Source organism: Paraburkholderia jirisanensis (assembly GCF_054782355.1).
Map to the genome: position 1 here is coordinate 115490 of NZ_BAAGSQ010000029.1, position 21995 is coordinate 137484.

15 protein-coding genes and 1 pseudogene are annotated in these 21995 nt (G+C 61.5%); 12 read left to right on the plus strand and 4 right to left on the minus strand.

Annotation, left to right across the window (positions count from 1 at the left end):
• Window positions 1-19: 19 nt before the first annotated feature.
• Window positions 20-5596, plus strand: a pseudogene (locus ACYVNQ_RS26260) (YadA-like family protein); the annotation flags it as partial.
• Between the two features lie 216 nt (window positions 5597-5812).
• On the opposite strand, the gene ACYVNQ_RS26265 reads toward ACYVNQ_RS26260, so the two are convergent.
• Window positions 5813-6658, minus strand: coding sequence for a MurR/RpiR family transcriptional regulator (locus tag ACYVNQ_RS26265; RefSeq protein WP_460906327.1), 846 nt, complete (start codon window positions 6656-6658; stop codon window positions 5813-5815).
• A 294-nt stretch (window positions 6659-6952) separates the two neighbouring features.
• Between ACYVNQ_RS26265 and edd the strand changes: the two genes are divergently transcribed.
• From edd to ACYVNQ_RS26290, 5 genes are all read left to right on the plus strand, one after another.
• On the plus strand, window positions 6953-8908 hold the full coding sequence (gene edd / locus ACYVNQ_RS26270) for a phosphogluconate dehydratase (RefSeq protein ID WP_460906329.1): 1956 nt from the start codon (window positions 6953-6955) through the stop codon (window positions 8906-8908).
• An 11-nt stretch (window positions 8909-8919) separates the two neighbouring features.
• Entirely contained in the window at window positions 8920-9555 is a 636-nt protein-coding gene (eda, locus tag ACYVNQ_RS26275; protein ID WP_460906331.1) for a bifunctional 4-hydroxy-2-oxoglutarate aldolase/2-dehydro-3-deoxy-phosphogluconate aldolase, read from the plus strand.
• A gap of 231 nt (window positions 9556-9786) precedes the next feature.
• Window positions 9787-11154: a GntP family permease gene (locus ACYVNQ_RS26280; RefSeq protein ID WP_460906333.1), complete on the plus strand. Its 1368-nt coding sequence runs from the start codon at window positions 9787-9789 to the stop codon at window positions 11152-11154.
• 10 nt (window positions 11155-11164) lie between these two features.
• Window positions 11165-11659: a gluconokinase gene (locus tag ACYVNQ_RS26285; protein WP_460906335.1), complete on the plus strand. Its 495-nt coding sequence runs from the start codon at window positions 11165-11167 to the stop codon at window positions 11657-11659.
• A gap of 233 nt (window positions 11660-11892) precedes the next feature.
• Complete coding sequence (locus ACYVNQ_RS26290; protein ID WP_460906337.1) at window positions 11893-12759, plus strand: hypothetical protein; 867 nt, start codon at window positions 11893-11895, stop codon at window positions 12757-12759.
• 38 nt (window positions 12760-12797) lie between these two features.
• Here the strand turns inward: ACYVNQ_RS26290 and ACYVNQ_RS26295 are convergent, their stop codons facing one another.
• On the minus strand, window positions 12798-13169 hold the full coding sequence (locus tag ACYVNQ_RS26295; protein ID WP_460906339.1) for a hypothetical protein: 372 nt from the start codon (window positions 13167-13169) through the stop codon (window positions 12798-12800).
• 373 nt (window positions 13170-13542) lie between these two features.
• Window positions 13543-14931, minus strand: coding sequence for an adenylosuccinate lyase (purB, locus tag ACYVNQ_RS26300; RefSeq protein ID WP_460906341.1), 1389 nt, complete (start codon window positions 14929-14931; stop codon window positions 13543-13545).
• A 171-nt stretch (window positions 14932-15102) separates the two neighbouring features.
• Here purB and ACYVNQ_RS26305 point away from each other — a divergent pair, with 171 nt between their 5' ends.
• The 6 genes from ACYVNQ_RS26305 to ACYVNQ_RS26330 all read left to right on the plus strand — a co-directional run bounded on the left by ACYVNQ_RS26305 (window position 15103) and on the right by ACYVNQ_RS26330 (window position 20914).
• Complete coding sequence (locus ACYVNQ_RS26305; protein WP_460906343.1) at window positions 15103-16062, plus strand: LysR substrate-binding domain-containing protein; 960 nt, start codon at window positions 15103-15105, stop codon at window positions 16060-16062.
• 209 nt (window positions 16063-16271) lie between these two features.
• Window positions 16272-17576: a Glu/Leu/Phe/Val family dehydrogenase gene (locus ACYVNQ_RS26310; protein ID WP_460906345.1), complete on the plus strand. Its 1305-nt coding sequence runs from the start codon at window positions 16272-16274 to the stop codon at window positions 17574-17576.
• A 218-nt stretch (window positions 17577-17794) separates the two neighbouring features.
• Entirely contained in the window at window positions 17795-18688 is an 894-nt protein-coding gene (locus ACYVNQ_RS26315) for a glutamate/aspartate ABC transporter substrate-binding protein (RefSeq protein ID WP_460906347.1), read from the plus strand.
• An 86-nt stretch (window positions 18689-18774) separates the two neighbouring features.
• Window positions 18775-19515: an amino acid ABC transporter permease gene (locus ACYVNQ_RS26320; protein ID WP_460906349.1), complete on the plus strand. Its 741-nt coding sequence runs from the start codon at window positions 18775-18777 to the stop codon at window positions 19513-19515.
• Window positions 19515-20192 carry a glutamate/aspartate ABC transporter permease GltK gene (gene gltK / locus ACYVNQ_RS26325; protein ID WP_460906351.1) on the plus strand — a complete coding sequence of 226 codons (678 nt, stop codon included), beginning with the start codon at window positions 19515-19517 and terminating at the stop codon, window positions 20190-20192. The genes ACYVNQ_RS26320 and gltK overlap by 1 nt, the downstream gene beginning before the upstream one ends.
• Window positions 20189-20914 carry an amino acid ABC transporter ATP-binding protein gene (locus ACYVNQ_RS26330; protein WP_460906353.1) on the plus strand — a complete coding sequence of 242 codons (726 nt, stop codon included), beginning with the start codon at window positions 20189-20191 and terminating at the stop codon, window positions 20912-20914. Before gltK ends, ACYVNQ_RS26330 begins: the two co-directional genes overlap by 4 nt.
• 64 nt (window positions 20915-20978) lie before the next feature.
• On the opposite strand, the gene ACYVNQ_RS26335 is transcribed toward ACYVNQ_RS26330, so the two are convergent.
• Entirely contained in the window at window positions 20979-21890 is a 912-nt protein-coding gene (locus ACYVNQ_RS26335; protein ID WP_460906355.1) for a LysR family transcriptional regulator, read from the minus strand.
• Between the last annotated feature and the right edge of the window lie 105 nt (window positions 21891-21995).

Consider the following 21995-nt stretch of genomic DNA (forward strand, 5'->3'; position numbering starts at 1 on the left):
GGCGACCGACACGGATGCGGTGAACCTGGCGCAGCTGAAAGCAGCCGGTCTGAACGTCGATACGTCGGGCAATGTGACGAACTCGTTCGTCGCCTACGACGATGCAACGAAGGGCAAGGTCACGCTGGCAGGCGGCACGAACGGTACGACGATCACGAACGTGAAGGCGGGCGCACTGAGCGCCACCAGCACGGACGCGGTGAACGGTGCGCAACTGTACGCCACGAACCAGAACGTCGCGCAGAACACCGCCGACATCGGTGCGGTGAACACGCAGATTACCAACATCAACGGCGAACTGGCCGATGCGGTGAAGTACGATTCGTCGGCACACGACAAGGTGACGCTGGCCGGTGGTACGAACGGCACGACGATCGCCAATGTGAAGGCCGGTGCAGCCGACACGGATGCAGTGAACCTGGCGCAGCTGAAAGCAGCCGGTCTGAACGTCGACACGTCGGGCAACGTGACGAACTCGTTCGTCGCCTACGACGATGCAACGAAGAGCGCCATTACGCTGGCAGGCGGCGCGGCTGGCACGAAGATCAAGAATGTGGCGGCAGGCGACCTGAGCGCAGCTAGTACGGACGCGGTCAACGGCTCGCAACTGTACGCGACCAACCAGAACGTCGACTCGCTGAACACGCAGATCACGAATATCAATGGCCAGTTGGCTGATGCAGTGATGTACGACTCATCAGCGCACGACAAGGTGACGCTGGCCGGCGGCACGAGCGGCACGACCATCACGAACGTGAAGGCAGGTGCGGTTGGTGCAACCAGCATGGACGCTATCAACGGTTCTCAGCTGTACAACACCGCTAGCAGCACGGCTGAAGCATTGGGCGGCGGTTCGTCGGTCGACGCAGACGGCAAGGTCAGGAAGCCGAGCTACAACGTCGCTGGAAACACGTATAGCGATGTGGGTACGGCTTTGGCGGCAGTCGATGCGAAGGCAGCGTCAGGTTCGGTCGACGGCATCAAGTACGACACCTCGGCACACGACAAGGTGACGTTCAGCGGCGCAAGCGGCACGAAGCTGTCGAACGTGATGGCTGGTACGGCCGACATGGATGCAGTCAACCTGGCGCAACTGAAGGCGGCGGGCCTGAACGTGGACACGTCGGGCAATGTGACGAACTCGTTCGTTGCATACGATGATTCGACAATGGGCAAGGTCACGCTGGCTGGCGGCACGGCCGGCACGACGATCACGAACGTGAAGGCTGGCGCAGTGGGCGCAGCCAGCACGGACGCTATCAACGGTTCGCAGCTGTACAACACCGCCAGCAGCACGGCAGCGGCGCTCGGCGGCGGTTCGTCGGTGAACGCCGACGGCACGATCAAGACGCCGTCTTACACGATTCAAGGCCAGACGAAAACCGACGTAGGTTCGGCGCTGGCGGCCATCGATACGGCGACGACGGGTAACACGACGTCGATCACAAACCTGACGAACGACATTAACAACGGCGAGATCGGTCTGGTCCAGCAGGATGCCGCAAGCCGGACGATCACCGTGGCCAGAAGCACGGACGGCACGACCGTAGACTTCACCGGTATTGCAGGCGCACGGCAATTGAAGGGTGTCTCGGCAGGCCAGGCGGATACCGATGCAGTGAACCTTGCGCAGCTGAAGGCAGCCGGTCTTAACGTCGACACCTCGGGTAATGTGACGAACTCGTTCGTCGCTTACGACGATGCGACGATGGGTAAGGTGACGCTGGCAGGCGGCAGCGCTGGTACGACGATCACGAACGTGAAGGCGGGTGCGATCAGCGCAGCCAGCATGGACGCTATCAACGGCTCGCAGCTGTACAACACAGCCAGCAGCACGGCCGAAGCACTGGGCGGCGGTTCGTCGGTGGATGCGGACGGCAAGATCCGGAAGCCGAGCTACAACGTCGCAGGCAACACTTATGGCGACGTGGGCTCCGCACTGGCGGCAGTCGACGCGAAGGCGGCGTCGGGCTCGGTCGACGGCGTGAAGTACGACACCTCGGCGCATGACTCGGTGACATTCGACGGTGCAAGTGGCACGAAGCTGTCGAACGTGACGGCTGGTACGGCCGACATGGATGCAGTGAATCTGGCACAGTTGAAGGCAGCAGGCCTGAACGTCGACACCTCGGGCAACGTGACGAACTCGTTCGTCGCCTATGACGACGCAACGAAGGGCGCTATCACGCTGGCAGGCGGCGCGGCTGGCACGAAGATCGAGAATGTGAAGGCGGGCGAACTGAGCGCCACGAGCACGGACGCAGTCAACGGGGCGCAGCTTTTCGCGACGAACCAGAATGTCGACTCGCTGAACACGCAGATTACGACCATCAACGGCGAACTGTCTGACGCAGTAAAGTACGACTCGTCTGCACACGACAAGGTGACGTTCAACCGCATCGGCGGTACGACGCTGTCAAACGTGAAGGCCGGGGCGGCCGACATGGACGCAGTGAACGTTTCGCAGCTGAAGGCGGCAGGCCTGAACGTGGATACGTCCGGCAACGTGACGAACTCGTTCGTTGCGTATGACGATGCGGCGAAGGGCAAGGTCACGCTGGCAGGCGGCACGAACGGCACGACGATCACGAACGTGAAGGCAGGCGTAGTTGGTGCAACCAGCGCGGACGCGATCAACGGCTCGCAGTTGTACACGCTGGCCTCAAGCGAAACGAAGGCGCTCGGCGGCGGCTCGACGGTGAATCCGGACGGCAGCATCTCGATGCCTGAGTACACGGTTGGCGGCAAGACGGTCGATGGCGTCGACGGCGCGGTCACCGCGCTCGATACCCGCATCACCGGCATGTCGTCGGCGATTGTGGAAATCGCTCCGAAGCTGAAGTACATCAAGTTCGGCGACACCAACGCGCTGGATGCGACGGCTGCAGGCGCGGATGCGGTAGCCATCGGCGGCTTCGCGCAAGCGATGGGCGACGGTGCGCTCGCCATCGGTGCAAACGCCCGCGCCATGGCGACCAACTCGGTGGCGATTGGCTTCGGTTCGTCGACTTCGCAAGCGAACACGTTTGCAGTCGGTTCCACGACCAGCAAGCGCCGTATCGTGAACCTGGCAGACGGCACGAGCATCAGCGACGCAGTAACGGTCGGTCAGATGAACACGGCCATCGGCGCGGCGATCGTCAACAACGGTGTGAAGAACAACGGCATGTTGGGCGCTTCGACGATGATGCTCGGCGCAACCGCGTCCAGCAAAACACCGGACCAGTTGATCGTCTCCGGTCCGACGACGCTGTCGACGGCAACCGATGCACTCGGCAACAATGCGGTCGCGATGGGTCTGAATGCTCACGCCAATGCGGCCAACGCCGTAGCCGCTGGCCAGAACATCAGCGTGCTGGGTGCGAATGGTGTGGCAGTCGGCCAGAATGTCGCGATTAGCTCTGATTCTGCAGTGGGCATCGGTTCGACCGTGTCGGTAGCCTCGATCAACTCGGTGGCCATCGGCAGCAACGGAACCGAAGTGAACACGGGTTCGGACAACGCGGTGGCGATCGGCAGCAACGTGTCGGTGGGCGGCAAGAACACCGTGGCGATCGGTAGCAACATCATCACGGGTACTGCAGGCAGCGTGGTGCTCGGCGCAAACAGCTCGGACGACAATCGTGCCAACACGGTATCGGTCGGCTCGTCGGCAGTGCCGTCCATGGGCACCAGCCTCGTACGTCGCCAGGTGATCAACGTCGCAGCCGGTACGCAAGACTTCGACGCAGTGAACGTCTCGCAGCTCAAGGGCGTGACCTCCGCACTCGGCGGCGGCGCAACCGTCAACGCGGATGGCTCGGTGAAGAAGCCGAGCTACAACGTGGCGGGCAGCACCTTCACCGATGTCGGTGCGGCGCTGGCAGCAGTGGACGCGAAGGCGGCCACCGGTTCGATCGACGGCATCACGTACGACTCTTCGGCGCACGACAAGGTGACGTTCAACGGCGCCAGCGGCACGACGCTAGCGGGTGTGAAGGCAGGCGCAGTCGGCGCAACCAGCACCGAAGCGATCAACGGTTCGCAGCTGTACAACACTGCCAGCAGCACGGCGGCGGCGCTCGGCGGCGGTTCGTCGGTGAACGCTGACGGTACGGTCAACAAGCCGAGCTACAACGTTGCAGGCAATACCTTCACCGACGTCGGCGCAGCGCTGGCGGCGGTGGACGCGAAGGCAGCGACCGGTTCGGTCGATGGCATCACGTACGACACCTCGGCACACGACAAGGTGACGTTCAACGGCGCGAACGGCACGATCCTGTCGAACGTGAACGCCGGCGTAGCCGACAAGGACGCGGTCAACGTCGCGCAGCTGAAGGCTGCAGGCCTGAACGTGGATACGTCGGGCAACGTGACCAACGCGTTTGTCTCGTATGACGATGCGGCAAAGAGCCAGATTTCGCTCGGCGGCGCAACGGGTACGAAGATCGCCAACGTCCAGGCGGGCAACGTGAACGCAACCAGCATGGATGCGATCAACGGTTCGCAGCTGTACAACGTGGCCAGCAGCACGGCAGCAGCGCTGGGCGGCGGTTCGACGGTGAACACGGACGGCACGATCACGGCTCCGACGTTCGCGCTGAACGAAGGCTCGACGACGGTGCACACGGTCGGCGACGCGATCACCAACATTGATGGCCGTGTCACGCAGAACACTGGTGACATCACGAACATCAAGAACAAGCTGGTCGACGGCGGTGTGATCGACGGTACGACGGGTGAAACGCTCGCCGTGGTGTACGACAGCACGGCGAAGGACTCGGTGACGTTCGGCGGCAAGGGTGCTACGGCTCCGGTGGCGCTGCACAACGTGGCAGCAGGCGAGTTGTCGGCGACGAGCGCGGATGCGGTGAATGGTTCGCAGCTGTACGCAACCAACAAGCGCATCGACGACATCAACTACAACACCGGCAACATCGGTGACGTCGTGATGTACGACTCGTCGAAGCACGACACGATCACGCTGGGCGGCATGGCCGGCGGTACGATGACGGCCCCTGTGACGCTCACCAACGTCGCTGACGGCAAGAAGCAGTACGACGCGGTCAACTTCGGTCAGCTGTCGGCTCTGCAAGGTCAGGTCACCAACCTCGACAACCGTGTAACGGTGGTTGAAGGCCAGGTGATCAACCAGGGCGGTGGCGGCAGCAGCTGGAACAACGACGCCGGTGGCAACAAGATCACCAACGTCGCGGCCGGCACCGAGACGACCGATGCAGTCAACGTCGGCCAGCTGAACGAAGCGGTTGCAGGCGCGAACAGCTACACCGATGCGCGTATCGGTGACCTGCCGAACGGCATGTCGTCGAAGGACTACACCGACCAGCGTATCAACTCGGTGCAGTCGCAGGTGAACAGTGTCGCGAAGAGCGCCTACAGCGGTATCGCTGCGGCAACCGCGCTGACGATGATTCCGGACGTCGATCAAGGCAAGACGATCGCGGTCGGTGTCGGCACCGGCAACTACAAGGGTTACCAGGCTGTCGCGCTGGGTGCTTCGGTTCGCATCACGCAGAACCTGAAGGCCAAGATCGGCGGTAGCGTGGCCCCGGGTAACGGCACGGCCATCGGTGCGGGTGCTTCGTACCAGTGGTAAGCCGGATGCGATGAGCGGAAGAGCGGCGCAGTAAGGCTGCTCGACTGCGAATCGCGTAGCTGTGGCTCACTTCATGTAGTAAATAAAATGGGCTCCTTCGGGAGCCCATTTTGCGTTTGCGGCGGCGCATGTGTATGCACGAAGGGTGCCGCATGCGTTTGCCTTAAAGCTGCCATGCGGTCGACACAGAGCGGCTATGCAAACGCGCATCCGCGCTCATTCATCTGCCCCAATCCGTCGGCGCGTAATCAGATCCTTCGCGCCCGCCATCTTCTCGGCCAGCTCAGGCCCCCGCTGCAACGCCACACCCACCGCCAGAATGTCACCGATCGCGAGATGCGACGTACGCGACGTCATCGGTGAAAAAATATCAGTGTCTTCATCCACGTTGGCAAACAGCCCGATCGACGCGATCCGCGCGAGTGGCGAATTGCCGTGCGTCAGCGCAATCACCTTCGCACCGGCAGCAAGCGCTGACTTCACCGCATCGACGATATCGCGCGTGCGTCCCGTGTTCGAAATCGCAACCACCACATCGCCCTTGCCGAGCAGTGCGGCCGACATCAGAAACGTATGCGGATCCGAATACGCGACGCTCGGCATGCCGAGCCGAAAAAACTTGTGTTGCATATCGAGCGCAGCGATACCCGAACCGCCGGCACCATAAAACTCGATGCGCCGCGCCCGCGCGAGCAACTCGATCGCCGCAGCGACGCTATCCGTGGAGAGGTTATTGCGCATCTGGATCAGCGCGCCGATCGTACGGTCGAGCACCTTCGCGGCAACGCCGGGCGCGGGCTCGTCGGGCCGCACGTCGCGGTAGACCGCGGGCACGTCTCCTGCGATGGCTTGGGCGAGGCGAATCTTGAATTCGCGAAAGCCCGAGAAGCCGAGCGCATGGCAAAAGCGCGCGATGGTCGGCTGGCTCACGCCGGTGCGCGCCGCGAGTTCGGTCATCGACAGGTCGAGCACCTCGCGCGGCGCGTCGATCACGTAATCCGCGAGCTTGCGTTCGGACGGGCGAAGCTGTTCGCGCATCGCTTCCAACTGGGACAGCATCATCGGAGGACTCGCACTATGCTGAAGAAACGGATTGGACTATAGCTGATTAGCGATGTTGGTACAAAAACTACATATTGGCTCATAGGTGATTTCCCTAATATGCGTGTGGTCGCGCCAAATCAAGCACTGAAGCGGCCTCCCGTTCTTTTCTCACGCCACCAATTTCAGCGACTGCCACATTGATTCGATGTAGTTTTTCTACTAATATCCGTTGCACGGCTCCTCAGCCGTGTTCCCGCGATACCGAATCCGGCGCCACGCGCGCATCCGCCACCCGGCGCAGAAGGAGCATCAATGGTTTCCCCGCATTCGCAATTGATGAAGGTCACGCGCCGCGTGATCGAGCGCAGCAAGCCCACTCGTGAAGCCTATCTGGCGCGCATCGACCAGGCGCAAGGCAAATTCCCGGCGCGTGGCGCGCTGTCCTGCGCCAACCTCGCACACGGCTTTGCCGGCCTCGAAGGCAACGACAAACTGGCGATCAAGGCAATCCGTCAACCGAACATCGGCATCGTCTCCGCGTACAACGAGATGCTGTCCGCGCACGCGCCGTACATCACGTTTCCGGACATCATCAAGGCGGCCGCCCGCGAAAACGGCGGCGTCGCGCAATTCGCCGGTGGTGTGCCCGCAATGTGCGACGGCATCACGCAAGGCAATGCCGGCATGGAACTGTCGCTGTTTTCGCGCGAAGTGATCGCGATGAGTACCGCGGTCGCGCTGACGCACAACATGTTCGACGCTGCGTTGTGCCTCGGCGTCTGCGACAAGATCGTGCCGGGCCTGCTGATCGGCGCGCTGCAGTTCGGCCATCTGCCAACTATCTTCGTCCCCGCAGGGCCGATGACGAGCGGCCTGTCGAACGACGACAAGGCGAAGATCCGCCAGACCTTCGCAACCGGCGGCTGCGACCGCGATGCGCTGCTCGAAGCCGAAGCCGCTGCTTATCACGGCCACGGCACCTGCACGTTCTACGGCACGGCCAATAGCAACCAGATGCTGGTGGAAGTGATGGGCCTGCATCTGCCGGGCTCAGCATTCGTGCATCCGCATACGCCGCTGCGCGACGCGCTCACTGCGCAAGCCGCGCGCCGCGTGCTCGACTTGACGGTCGATCGCGGCCACTACACGCCGATCGGCCACATCGTCGACGAGAAGGCGATCGTCAACGGCATCGCTGCGCTGCTCGCCACCGGCGGCTCGACAAACCACACGCTGCATCTGGTAGCAATCGCACGCGCGGCCGGCATCATCATCGACTGGGACGATTTCGACACGTTGTCGCAAGCCGTGCCGCTGCTCGCGAAGATCTATCCGAACGGCAAGGCCGACGTGAATCACTTCCACGCGGCGGGCGGTATCGCGTTCCTGATCCGCACCATGCTCGAAGGCGGCCTGCTGCACGAGGACGTGAATACGGTGGCCGGCAAGGGCCTTCATCACTACACGCACGAGCCGAAGCTGATCGACGGCAAGCTGACGTGGCAAGCGGGCGCACAGCAAAGCCACGACACCCAGGTGCTGCGGCCCATCGACGAGCCGTTCCAACCGGACGGTGGCCTGCGTCTGATGCAGGGCAAGCTCGGCCGCGGCGTAATCAAGATTTCCGCGGTGGCGCACGCGCATCGCGCAGTTAAGGCACCGGCGATCGTGTTCGATTCGCAGGAAGCCGTACAGGAAGCTTTCGACAAAGGCGAACTGAAGCGCGATTTCATCGCTGTTGTGCGCTTTCAGGGCGCGAGGGCAAACGGCATGCCTGAGCTGCATCGTTTGACGCCGCTGCTCGGCGTGCTGCAGGATGAAGGTTTCCACGTTGCGTTGGTGACTGATGGCCGCATGTCCGGCGCATCGGGCAAGGTGCCGGCAGTGATTCACGTGTCACCTGAAGCGCTGCTGCAAGGACCGCTCGGCAAAGTGCGCACCGGCGACACGCTGGTCATCGATGCCGAAGCCGGCGTGCTCGACATCGAAATCGACGCCGCTGAATGGGACGCACGGCCGCTCGCCGTATGCCACCATCAGGCGGAAAACGAAGTGGGCTTCGGGCGCGAGCTGTTCAGCGTGTTCCGGACTGCGGCGGCGCCGGCGGAACTTGGCGCGTCGGTGTTCGGTCCGCTGCGCGGCGAGGCCGAACATAATCACGGTGGGGACGAGCGCGGTTCTGCTGCAGCCGATGCGAATGCGGAGCATCATGCGCACAAGCCGGCCAGGACTGCCGCAAGTGCGAAAGCACACGCCCTGCACAAGTAAGGAGTCTGACCATGACGGCAAAAAAAGTAAGCGACATCGTACGGCTCGGCCCGGTGATTCCGGTACTCGCATTCGATTCGGCTGAGCAGGGCGAAAACGTATCGCGCGCGTTGCATGCGGGCGGCGTGAAGGTGCTGGAGATCACGCTGCGCACGGAAGCCGGCCTGAAGGCGATCGAGCGCGCGAGCCAGTTGGCGGAAGATATTGTGGTGGGTGTCGGCACGATCACGAAGCCTGAGCATTGCGCGCAGGCGAAGAAAGCTGGCGCACAGTTTGGCGTGTCGCCGGGCCTCACGAAGGACATGCACAAGGCCGCGCAAGACGCTGGCTTGCCGCTGCTGCCGGGCGTGATGACGCCGTCGGACATCATCGTCGCGCTCGAACTCGGTTATGAAATCGTCAAGTTCTTCCCGGCGCAGCAAGCGGGCGGCGTGCCGATGTTGCAGGCGTTCCATGGCCCGTTCCCGACGCTGAAATTCTGCCCGACCGGCGGCATTACTGCGGAATCCGCGCCGAACTTCCTCGCGCTGCCGAACGTGGTGTGCGTCGGCGGTTCGTGGCTGACGCCGAAAGCTGCGCTCGCCGCGCAGAACTGGGACGAAGTGACGCGCCTCGCACGCGCTGCAAGCGCACTCGCGGCGCACTGATTATGCGTTTTAGCCGCTGACACTTAGACGAGACTAGTTCAGCATCACGGAGCCTCGCCGCTTCAGCCTTGATGGCTGCGAAGGCGAGGCTCTTTCGTTTTTCAGGCGTGCACGCAAGCAGAACTGGATGGAGCGCGCATGGGCCGGCAGTCGGCAGTAAAATCCGCGCCCCGGCACGCGGCGTGCAACCCGCTGTTCCGTCGAACCAATAAACACTAAAAGGAGGCGTTCATGGAGGCTGTCCACGGCAGCATGCTGCTGACCTACGCGGTCATCGCGATCGTGCTGCTGATCCTGATGATCACGCGCTACAAGGTCTATCCGTTCCTCGTGCTGATCATCGTGTCGCTGCTGCTGGGGCTGGCGGTCGGCATGCCGATGGGCACGATCGTCAAGTCGTTCGAAACGGGTAACGGCAATACGCTCGGGCATATCGCGGTGGTCGTCGGTCTGGGCACGATGCTCGGCAAGATGATGGCCGAATCCGGCGGCGCCGAGCGGGTCGCGACTTCGTTGATTGACTGGTTCGGCGAGAAGAACATCCACTGGGCGATGATGTTCGTCGCGATCATTGTCGGCTTGCCGGTGTTTTTCGAAGTGGGCTTCGTGCTGCTGATTCCGATTGCGTTCAATGTCGCGAAGCGTACCGGCAAGTCGCTGCTGCTGATCGGCATGCCGATGGTTGCTGGTTTGTCCGTCGTGCACGGACTGATTCCTCCGCATCCGGCTGCGATGCTCGCCGTGCAGGCGTATCACGCGGATATCGGCAGAACCATCGCGTATGGGCTGATCGTCGGTGTGCCGACCGCGATCGTCGCCGGGCCGCTGTTCGCGTTGCTGATTCATCGGCACATCAAGCTGCCGGAGAATAATCCGCTTGCGGCACAGTTCGTCGATAGCGCGGAGAAGACGGAGAAATCTCTGCACGATTTGCCGAGCTTCGGCGTGACGCTGTTCACGATTCTGCTGCCCGTCATCCTGATGCTGATCGGCAGCTGGGCCGATCTCGTGTTTACGCCCAAGACCCTCGCCAACGACCTGCTGCACTTTGTCGGCAACTCCGACGTCGCGCTGCTGATCGCAGTGCTGGTCAGCTTCTGGACCTTCGGTGCGCGGCGCGGCTTCAATCGCGAGCAGATCCAGAAGTTTTGCGGCGACTGCCTGGCGCCGATCGCAGGCATCACGCTGATCGTCGGAGCCGGCGGCGGTTTTGGGCGCGTGCTGATGGACAGCGGCATCTCGAAGGAGATCGTCGAAACGGCGACGGCGGCGCACCTGTCGCCGTTGTTCTTCGGCTGGCTCGTCGCGGCGCTGATCCGACTCGCGACCGGTTCGGCGACGGTCGCGATGAGTACCGCCTGCGGCATCGTCGCGCCGATCGCAGCCGCGCACGCGCTGCCGGTCAAGCCGGAACTGCTGGTGCTGGCCACCGGCGCGGGCTCGCTGATCTTCTCGCACGTGAACGACGGCGGCTTCTGGTTGATCAAGGAATACTTTGGCATGACGGTGGGGCAGACGTTCAAGACATGGTCGCTGTGCGAAACGATCATCTCGCTGCTCGGTTTGGGACTGACCTTCGCGTTGGCGGCGGTCGTGTAAGGAGTGTTCGATGATTCTGATTGCGATGGGTGTGTCGGGCGCGGGCAAGAGCCGCATTGGAGAACTGCTGGCGGAGCGCCTGAAATGCAGCTTCACCGATGGCGATGCGTTTCACAGCACGGCCAACAAGGAGAAGATGCACAAGGGCATTCCGTTGACCGACGAAGATCGCTGGCCGTGGCTCGCGACGATACGCGAGGCGATCGAAGAGAAGCAGCGCGCGAACGAGACGGCGGTGTTCACGTGCTCGTCGTTAAAGCGCTCGTACCGCGACATTCTGCGCGACGGCGACAGCGACGTGTGCTTCGTGTATCTGAAGGGGACGCGCGAGGTGCTGGAACAGCGGCTGCACACGCGCACCGGGCATTTCTTCGACCCGTCGCTATTGACGAGCCAACTGGATACTCTGGAAGAGCCGAGCGACGACGAAGCGATTACCGTGAGCATCGAGCTCGCGCCGGAGCAGATTGTGGACAGCGTGCTTGAGCAGCTCGAAAAGCGCTGACATGTAAATCAGAGTTTTCTACTCCAAACTAAAGTCGAGATAGGTAACAATGATGTATCTCGACCTCGGCACTGGATGAGAGCAGCGGCTGAAAGTAGGGGAAACGAAGTCAGAAAAAGCGAAAGCCGCCCGAGGGCGGCTCTCATTTCCTTACCAGTCGGGGACATTGGACTAGCGAGCTAGCAAGTGGTCCGATTCCTCAGGCGCGTTGCTAGTCTAGCAAAGAAATCCAGATGCCGCAAAATATTCCAGCTTCAGTTGTCGCAGACACATTCTCTTCTGCGCGAATCCGAGCGTTCCAGACATTCTTCAAGGCCGAGAACCAGGCGCAGTGCCTGGGTGCGCTGATCTGGCATCAGCACGTTGCCGCCGCGATGTGGCCGTTGATCAGTCACGTCGAGGTGGCGCTTCGCAATCGCTTGCACACCACGTTGAGCGGCATGTATTCCGGCACGTGGTACGCCGGCAACCGCAATTCGATGGTGCTGCAGCCACGCTTGCAGAACAAGGCCGACGAGCGTTTGAACGCGCTCGATGAATGGGGCAAGCCGTCCGTGCGCTCTCCGGATGATTTCGTGGCGGCGATGTCGTTCGGATTTTGGGTCGAGGTGCTTCGGCAGATTCAGGTGAATCGTCGCTATAAATTTGTCGAAGCGACCTTTCCGAATTACGCCGCGCTATCTGACAGAAAACTCTGGTCTAGCGCGACAGCGGCCTGGATTCCTCTGTTGCGCAGAATCGAAAAACACAAGCGGGTGAGGGATCAGATTGGACATCACGCGTCGCTTTGGAATGTTAAATACTCGGTGCGGGACGGCGAGCCACCGCGCGTACCGAAGAGTCCGGGCGGAATGATGCTGGCGTTGCGGCAGGAAGTGGCCAGCTTACGGCAGACGCTGCTCGATATGGACAAGACATTGATTCGCGTATGGGACGACACCCTGTTTCAACACGCGTTCATGCAGTTGACCACGACCAACGGGCTCTACTACTACATGCATCGCACGGCCGATTCCGGCAAGGTGCTGCGGCCTTTGCGCGAGACGCGTTATCTGGCGGTGACCGAGTTGCAGACGCTTGGCGTGCCGCGTCTTGTTTGATTCGGCGAGCGGGCCGCAGACGCGGCCCGCTTATGTGCTCAGGCCGGTGCGGGGGCTGCAACTGCGGCCGCTGCTTCTTTTTTGCGGCGCGCTGGCCGGATGCCCGGCTGCGCTTGCGGCATGTAGCTGGGAATGAAGTCTCCCTCTTCGGGCTCGGGTTCTGTCGAGACTTCGAACATATTAGCCTCCGCTTGAGCGAATTTCGAATACTCGTCGCTTAGACGCGCAATGATCGATGCGACTTTTCCGTGGTCGCGAGACACACTCTTGTCCGTCTTGTCGAACTCGGCGGCGGATTGGAGAACTTTGGCGAGCGCACGCAGTTCGGCGAATTGATCCGCGTATCGTTGGCTCGCGCGTGCAGCGAGAAGCCCAATGCGGATGGCTTGCGGAGGAGGAAGTTTGCTCATGCTGCGATCTCTCGTGGAAACTCGAAATCGCCCGCACAAAATTCTGTAGAAGGTGGGCGGGCGCGCTAGCGAGGTTGAGAGACCGGCGTCACGTCAATCCGGCGAGCCTTACGGCTCCCTCGCCACGGCCCGCCCTTTGGCAGCACGCAGTGGCGACGCACACCTACTCGACGCAGAATGTGCGGACGGACAAAAGCAGGCTCTCAAACCCGACCATCGATGTTTTCGACGGCGCAGCCATTGTAGGATGCCAAACTATTAGCGGATCAACCGCACTGGCTAACTATGTCCGTCGCCGTTGATACAAAAAGAAACGTGCCGTTCAGCTTCTCAACTGAACGGCACGTTTCTGAAAAGCGTCTTATCGAACTGCTTAAGCGATCCGCTTTGCCAGCTCGATGGCCTTACCGACATAAGAAGCCGGTGTCATCGCCAGCAGCCGTTCCTTCGCATCAGCCGGGATATTCAACCCGTTGATAAACGTCTGCAGCCCCTCGCGCGTGATGCCTTTACCGCGCGTCAATTCCTTCAGCTGCTCGTACGGGTTCTCGATGCCATAACGGCGCATCACCGTTTGCACCGGCTCAGCCAGCACTTCCCACGTGTTGTCGAGGTCTTCATTCAGCCGTTGCGGGTTCACTTCAAGCTTGTCGAGCCCGCGGATCAACGAGTCATACGCCAGCAGCGAGTAACCAAACGCCACGCCGATATTGCGCAGCACCGTCGAGTCGGTCAGATCGCGCTGCCAGCGCGAGATCGGCAGCTTGTCGGCGAGGTGACGCAGCGTTGCATTGGCCAGCCCGAGGTTGCCTTCCGAGTTTTCGAAGTCGATCGGATTGACCTTGTGCGGCATCGTCGATGAACCGATTTCGCCGGCCTTCGTGCGTTGCTTGAAGTAGCCGATCGAGATGTAACCCCAGATGTCGCGATCGAGGTCCAGCAAAATCGTGTTCGCACGCGACACGGCATCGAACAGTTCGGCCATATAGTCGTGCGGTTCGATCTGGATCGTGTACGGGTTGAACGTCAGCTTCAGCCGCTCTTCCACGACCTTGCGCGAGAACGCTTCCCAGTCGAACTCCGGATAAGCGGACAGATGCGCGTTGAAGTTACCCACCGCGCCGTTCATCTTGCCGAGCAGTTCAACCTTCTCGATGCGATCGATCGCACGCGCAAGCCGCGCTGCGACGTTGGCGATTTCCTTGCCGAGCGTGGTCGGGCTGGCCGGCTGGCCGTGCGTGCGCGACATCATCGGCTGCGCAGCCTGCGCGTGAGCAAGCGCGATCAACCGCTGATGCACCGAGCGCAGCGCCGGCAGAATCACATGTTCACGCGCACCAGCCAGCATCAAGCCGTGCGACGTATTGTTGATGTCTTCGGATGTGCACGCGAAGTGAATGAACTCGCTGGCGCGCTCCAGCTCCGGCTGACCCTTCACCGATTCCTTCAACCAGTACTCGACAGCCTTCACGTCGTGATTCGTCACGCGCTCGATGTCCTTGATGCGCGCGGCGTCGTGCGCGGTGAAGCGCTCGACCAGTTGCAGCAGGAACTGCTCCGATTCCGCGGAGAAGCGCGGCACTTCGGCAAATCCGGCCTGCGACAGCGCAATCAGCCAGTGAATTTCAACCATCACGCGATGGCGCATGAAGGCAGATTCCGAAAGCCAGTCGCGCAGGGCTTCGGTTTTCGGCGCATAGCGGCCGTCGAGCGGGGACAGCGCGGTGAGCGCGAACAGGGTATCGGGACGGGTGTCGGACATGATCGGCGGACGCGAGGCGTCAGGAGGGAAACGGGGAGAACCGCGAATTTTACCACCGCAAGCCTTAACGGCCCGGCGGCGGTGCCGGCGGCAAGCGTGACACGCTAGTGGCACACCCGCGGCACGCCGCTAGAATGCTGACTTCCCATTGCCGCTGCCGCCTAATTTCGCATGGAACTGAAATGGCTCGAAGACTTCGTTTCGCTCGCGGAAACCCGCAGTTTCAGCCGTTCCGCCGAGCTGCGGCACGTTACGCAGCCGGCCTTTTCACGGCGTATCCAGGCGCTGGAAGCGTGGCTCGGTACTGAACTGATCGACCGCTCGGTGTATCCGACACGTCTGACCAATGCCGGCCAGGTGTTCTACGAGCAGGCGCTTGCGATGCTGTCGCAGTTTCACGAGGCGCGCACGCTGCTACGCGGCCACACTGCGACGCCGGCGGCCACGATCGAGTTCGCGGTGCCGCATACGCTGTCGCTCACCTATTTCCCGCGCTGGCTGCAACGCATAGAGGCAAAGCTAGGCTCGATCCACACGCGCCTGCGCGCGCTGAACGTGCATGACGCGGTGCTGTCGCTGGTCGAGGGCGGCTGCGATCTGGTGATGGGCTATCACCATCCAAGCCACCCGGTTGCGCTCGACCCGGCCCGCTACGACATGCTGTCTCTCGGCGTCGAGCTGATCAGCCCGTTCTCCGCGCCGGGCCGCGCCGGCCGTGCGCGATATACGCTGCCGGGTACTGCACAAGAGCCCACGCCGTATCTGTCGTACACGCCGAACGCGTATCTGGGCCGCATGACGGAAGTGATCATCGCCAACGGCCCGCACCCGCTGTATCTGGATCGCGTCTATGAAACCGACATGGCCGAAGGCCTCAAGGCGATGGCGCTGGCTGGGCACGGCGTCGCGTTCCTGCCGCATAGCGCCGTCGAAGACGCGCTCGCCGACGGCCGCCTGATCCGCCTCGATCGCGCGGCGCGCGGCGTGCCGCAAGGCCAGTTCACGCTGACGATGGAGATCCGTCTGTACCGCGACAAGCTCGCCGGGCAAAGCGACGATCCGCGGCATGCGCTGGTGCGCGCGCTGTGGGGCGTGGTGTCGGAGGAGTTGTCGAAGCAACCGGCGTCATAAGCAGGCCAACGCAATCAACATCTTCAACGCAGCGTTGCAACGCGCCGCCACCGCCACCGCCACCGCCACCGCCACCGCCACCGCCACCGCGTAATTCAGCGTCCCCTACAATGTTATGCATTTCACGCATAACGGGATGATCAAACGGCATTGGCCTTGCTTCAGCCGATTTTCGACAATGGCGTCATTCGTCGACCGTCGGAGTCTGCATGTCATCCCAACCGAAGTTAGAAGCATCGCCGGAATCTCTGCCATCCTATCTGCATAAAGACGAGCTCGGCCCGTGGGGCAACTACCTGCGCCAGGTCGATCGCGTTGCACCGTATCTCGGTTCGTTGTCCCGCTGGATCGAGACGCTCAAGCGCCCCAAGCGCATCCTGATCGTAGACGTCCCGATCGAACTCGATAACGGCACCGTGGCCCACTTCGAAGGCTATCGTGTGCAGCACAACGTATCGCGCGGCCCTGGCAAGGGCGGCGTGCGTTATCACCAGGACGTCACGCTGTCGGAAGTGATGGCGCTGTCGGCGTGGATGTCGGTGAAGAACGCTGCCGTCAACGTGCCGTACGGCGGCGCCAAAGGCGGTATTCGCGTCGACCCGCGCCGGTTGTCGCGCGGCGAACTGGAGCGGATGACGCGTCGCTACACCAGCGAAATCGGCATCATCATCGGGCCGAACACCGATATTCCCGCGCCGGACGTCAACACCAACGACCAGATCATGGCGTGGATGATGGACACCTACTCGATGAACCAGGGCCAAACGGCCACTGGCGTCGTGACCGGCAAGCCAATCACGCTTGGCGGTTCACTCGGCCGCCGTGAAGCGACCGGCCGCGGCGTGTTCGTGGTCGGCTGCGAGGCGGCGCGGCGCATCGGCTTTAGCGTCGAAGGCGCGCGGATCGCGGTGCAGGGCTTCGGCAACGTCGGCGGCATCGCGGCGCGGCTGTTCCAGGAAGCCGGCGCGAAAGTGGTTGCCGTGCAGGACCACACTGGCACGCTCTACAAGTCGACCGGCATCGATGCCAATGCGCTGCTCGATCACGTCGCGCAGCATGGCGGCGTCGGCGGTTTCCCGGAAGCCGACACGATTGCGAACGAAGACTTCTGGACGGTCGAATCCGACATCCTGATTCCGGCTGCGCTGGAAAACCAGATCACCGAGAAAAACGCGGCGAAGATCCGTACCAAAATCATCGTCGAAGGCGCGAACGGCCCGACCACCACCGCCGCCGACGACATCCTGCACGACAAGGGCATTCTCGTGATTCCCGACGTCGTGGCCAATGCCGGCGGCGTGACAGTGTCGTATTTCGAGTGGGTGCAGGATTTCTCGAGCTTCTTCTGGACCGAAGACGAGATCAACGAACGCCTCGAACGGGTGATGCGCGAGGCATTCGCGGCGGTCTGGCAGGTGTCGGACGAGCAGAAGGTGTCGGTGCGCACGGCGGCGTTTATCGTGGCCTGCAAGCGGATCCTGCAAGCACGCGAAATGCGCGGCCTTTACCCCTGAATTCATAGCTTTACAACATCATTTCGTGCGATATCGTTCGATCGCACACATTACAGGCGGACGGCATTGTAAGATGCCGTCCGTTTTTGCGTACCGGTTCGCGCGTTGGCCAGTGCGGGCTTTACGCAACATGTGCTTCTGAACATGGTTAACAACCATACTTTCAGAATTATTACTTTGATAAACTGGCGCCCGTGTTATTGCCTAGGAGATCACAAATGAAAGTTAAAAAAGCTGCGCTGCTTCTCGCCACCCTCGGATTGTTTGCTGTTGGCGCGCAAGCGCAAGACGCCGGCACGCTGAAGAAAATCAAGGATACGGGCGTTATTTCGCTGGGTCACCGCGAATCGTCGATTCCGTTTTCGTACTATGACGACAAGCAAAACGTCGTCGGTTACTCGCAGGAATTCGCGCTGAAGGTGGTCGACGCGGTCAAGCAAAAGCTGAACATGCCGAACCTGAAGGTGAAGCTCACGCCGGTCACGTCGCAAAACCGCATTCCGCTGGTGCAGAACGGCACGATCGACATCGAGTGCGGTTCGACCACCAACAACGCCGAGCGCCAGCAGCAAGTGGCGTTCTCGAACACCATCTTCGTGATCGGCACGCGCCTGATGACGAAGAAAGATTCGGGCGTGAAGGACTGGGCGGATCTGAAGGGCAAGACGGTCGTGACGACCGCAGGCACCACGTCCGAGCGCCTGCTTCGCAAGATGAACCAGGACAAGAACATGGGCATGAACATCATCAGCGCGAAGGATCACGGCGAATCGTTCCTGACGCTGTCGACCGGTCGTGCCGCCGCGTTCATGATGGACGACGCGCTGCTTGCCGGCGAGCGCGCCAAGTCGAACACCCCGAACGATTTCGTGATCGTCGGCACGCCGCAGTCGCACGAAGCGTACGGCTGCATGATGCGCAAGAACGATCCGGAGTTCAAGAAGGTGGTCGACGACGCGATCGCGAAGGTCGAAACCTCGGGCGACGCCGACGCGATCTACAAGAAGTGGTTCGAATCGCCGATTCCGCCGAAGGGCCTGAACCTGAACTTCCCGGAAAGCGACGACATCAAGGCGCTGTACAAGAGCCCGAACGACAAGGCGATCGACTAACGTCATTCACCGTCACTGACGCTATGCGTTAAACGAAACGGAAGAGGCCGCGCGCTTCTTCCGTTTCTTTTTGTTGGAGCTTCGTTATGTCCTACAACTGGAACTGGGGCATTCTGCTAAGTCCGGTTTCCACCGGCGAGCCGACTACCTACCTCGGCTGGCTGATGTCGGGCTTCTGGGTGACCATTACCGTGTCGCTGGTGGCATGGGTGATCGCGCTGATCGTCGGCTCGCTGTTCGGGGTGCTGCGAACCGCGCCGAGCAGGACGCTTTCCGCAATCGGCACCGTGTACGTCGCGATCTTTCGCAACATTCCGCTGATCGTCCAGTTTTTCGTCTGGTATCTGGTGATACCGGAATTGCTGCCCGTTTCGATGGGCACGTGGTTCAAGCAGCTGCCGCCGTTCATGCAGTTTTACTCGTCTTCGATTATCTGTCTCGGGCTGTTTACCGCCGCGCGCGTGTGCGAGCAGGTGCGCTCGGGTATCAATGCGTTGCCGCGCGGCCAGCGTGGCGCGGGACTCGCGTTGGGCTTCACGCAGGCGCAGACGTATCGCTACGTGCTGCTGCCGGTCGCGTACCGGATCATCGTGCCGCCGCTCACGTCCGAGTTTCTGAATATCTTCAAGAACTCCGCGGTCGCGTCGACCATCGGTTTGCTCGAATTGTCCGCACAGGCGCGTCAGCTGGTCGATTACACCGCGCAGTCGTATGAGTCGTTCATCGCGGTGACGGTTGCCTACATGATTATCAACCTCGTCGTGATGCAGCTGATGAAGATCGTCGAGCAAAAGACCCGGCTGCCGGGTTACATCGGAGGCAAGTGATGCATCATTTCGACTGGAGTGGTATTCCGGGCGCGCTGCCTACGTTGTGGACCGGCGCGATCATCACGTTGCAGATCACCGTGATCGCAATCGTCGCCGGTATTCTGATCGGCACGGTGCTCGCGCTGCTGCGGCTGTCGGGCGTCAAGCCGCTCGAATGGTTCGCGCGGCTGTACGTCACGTTGTTCCGTTCGATCCCGCTGGTGATGGTGCTGCTGTGGTTTTTCCTGATCGTGCCGCAGCTGCTGCAGAACGTGCTCGGGCTGTCGCCTGATATCGACATCCGGCTGGCGTCGGCGATGATCGCGTTCTCGCTGTTCGAAGCCGCGTATTACTCGGAAATCATTCGCGCCGGTATTCAGGCGGTGTCGCGCGGGCAGGTGAATGCGGCCTTCGCGCTCGGCATGACGTACAGCCAGGCGATGAAGCTGATCGTGCTGCCGCAAGCGTTTCGCGCGATGGTGCCGCTGCTGCTGACGCAGGCCATCGTGCTGTTTCAGGATACGTCGCTGGTGTACGTGATCAGCCTCGCCGATTTCTTCCGCACGGCGGCGAATATTGGCGACCGTGACGGCACGATTGTCGAGATGGTACTGTTCGCGGGCGCATGCTATTTCGTGATCTGCGTGGTCGCGTCGAGCCTCGTCAAAGGTCTTCAGAAAAAGGTCGCAAGATGATCTCTATCAAGAATGTTTCGAAGTGGTACGGTCAGTTCCAGGTGCTGACCGACTGCACGACCGAAGTCAAAAAGGGCGAAGTGGTCGTGGTGTGCGGTCCGTCGGGGTCGGGTAAGTCGACGCTGATCAAGACCGTCAACGGCCTCGAGCCGTTCCAGCAAGGCGATATCGTCATCAACGGCCAGTCGCTGACCGACAAGAAAACCAATCTGTCGAAGCTGCGCGCGAAGGTCGGCATGGTGTTCCAGCATTTCGAGCTGTTCCCGCATCTGTCGATCACCGAGAATCTGACGCTCGCGCAGATCAAGGTGCTCGGCCGCTCGAAGGACGAAGCCGCGGCGAAGGGCATCAAGCTGCTCGATCGCGTCGGGCTGCGGGCGCATGCGGATAAATTTCCGGGGCAGTTGTCCGGCGGCCAGCAGCAGCGCGTAGCGATTGCGCGCGCGCTGTCGATGGATCCGATCGCGATGCTGTTCGATGAGCCGACTTCGGCGCTCGACCCGGAGATGATCAACGAAGTGCTCGACGTGATGGTCGAACTCGCGCAGGAAGGGATGACGATGATGTGCGTCACCCATGAAATGGGCTTCGCGAAGAAGGTCGCGCACCGCGTGATCTTTATGGATAAGGGCTTGATCGTCGAAGACGATCGCAAGGAAGATTTCTTTGCGAACCCGAAATCCGATCGCGCGAAGGATTTTCTCGCGAAGATCCTGCATTGAACGTTGTGTGATGCGGGTGGGCGGCAGCGGGTTGCGCTGTCCACCTGTTCACCTGTTTGCGGCGCTAGGCCGCAACAGGCTTCAAATCCGGTTTCGAAAAATCACATAAGCGCCGCGCCAGGTCGGCAACTACCGACGACAAAGGCGCCGGCCCGTCATTCCGATACACCGCGTAATACCGCACAGCCGGTATCCGCTGCGGCGAATTCAGCACATTGAGCAGCCCTTGCTCGACCAGATCGGCGAAATACAGCGCCGGCAGGTAGCTCACACCAAATCCCGCCACCGTCAGCGAACTCAGCGCGATCAGGCTATTGCCGGCATACGTGCGCCGGATCGCCAGCTTTTTCGATTCGAACCAGCGCTCGTAAATCGCGTCGACGCCCGACGTGCCGATCTGCATCAGGATCGGATAGTTCGCGATCTCCTCCAGCGACAACGCCTTCGCATTGCTGAGCAGCGACGGGCTCGCCATCCATTTGAGCTGCAGCTTCTTGAGCGGCACCGACGTGAAACGCGGGTCTCGCTGCACGGTCGGCGCAATGATGAAGTCGACCTCGCCGCGCAGCAGTTTCGCGCTGAGATTGGCGCTGACGTCGATTTCCGGTTCGAGCGAGACGGTCGGATAGGCGAGCCGGATCTCCTGCACGAGACTCGGCAGGAAGGTGAGCGCGATCAGCTCGGTGATGCCGAGCCGGAAGTGGCGCACGACTTCGACTTCCTTGCCCATCCGCTCGAGCAGCCGGTCGCGTAGCTGCAACATTTCCTCGGCGGCTTCGAGCAACTCGCGTCCTTTCGGGGTGAGCTGCACGGTGCGGCGGCTGCGGTCGAACAGCGGCGTCGCAAAGAACTCTTCCAGTTCGCCAATGCGCTTCGAAATCGCCGACTGCGTGGTGTAGAGCCGGTCGGCGGCGGCTCCGAAGGTACCGAGGCGTGCAACCCAGTAGACGGCTTCCAGCTGTTTGAGTGTGAGCATGGTCTATAGCGGAGAAACGGGGCTACGGTGCACCAGCCCCGTTTGACAGGGCTTGCAGGCGGAAACGGCATCTTACGCCGGTCGCGACCCAGGAATTTTATTCAT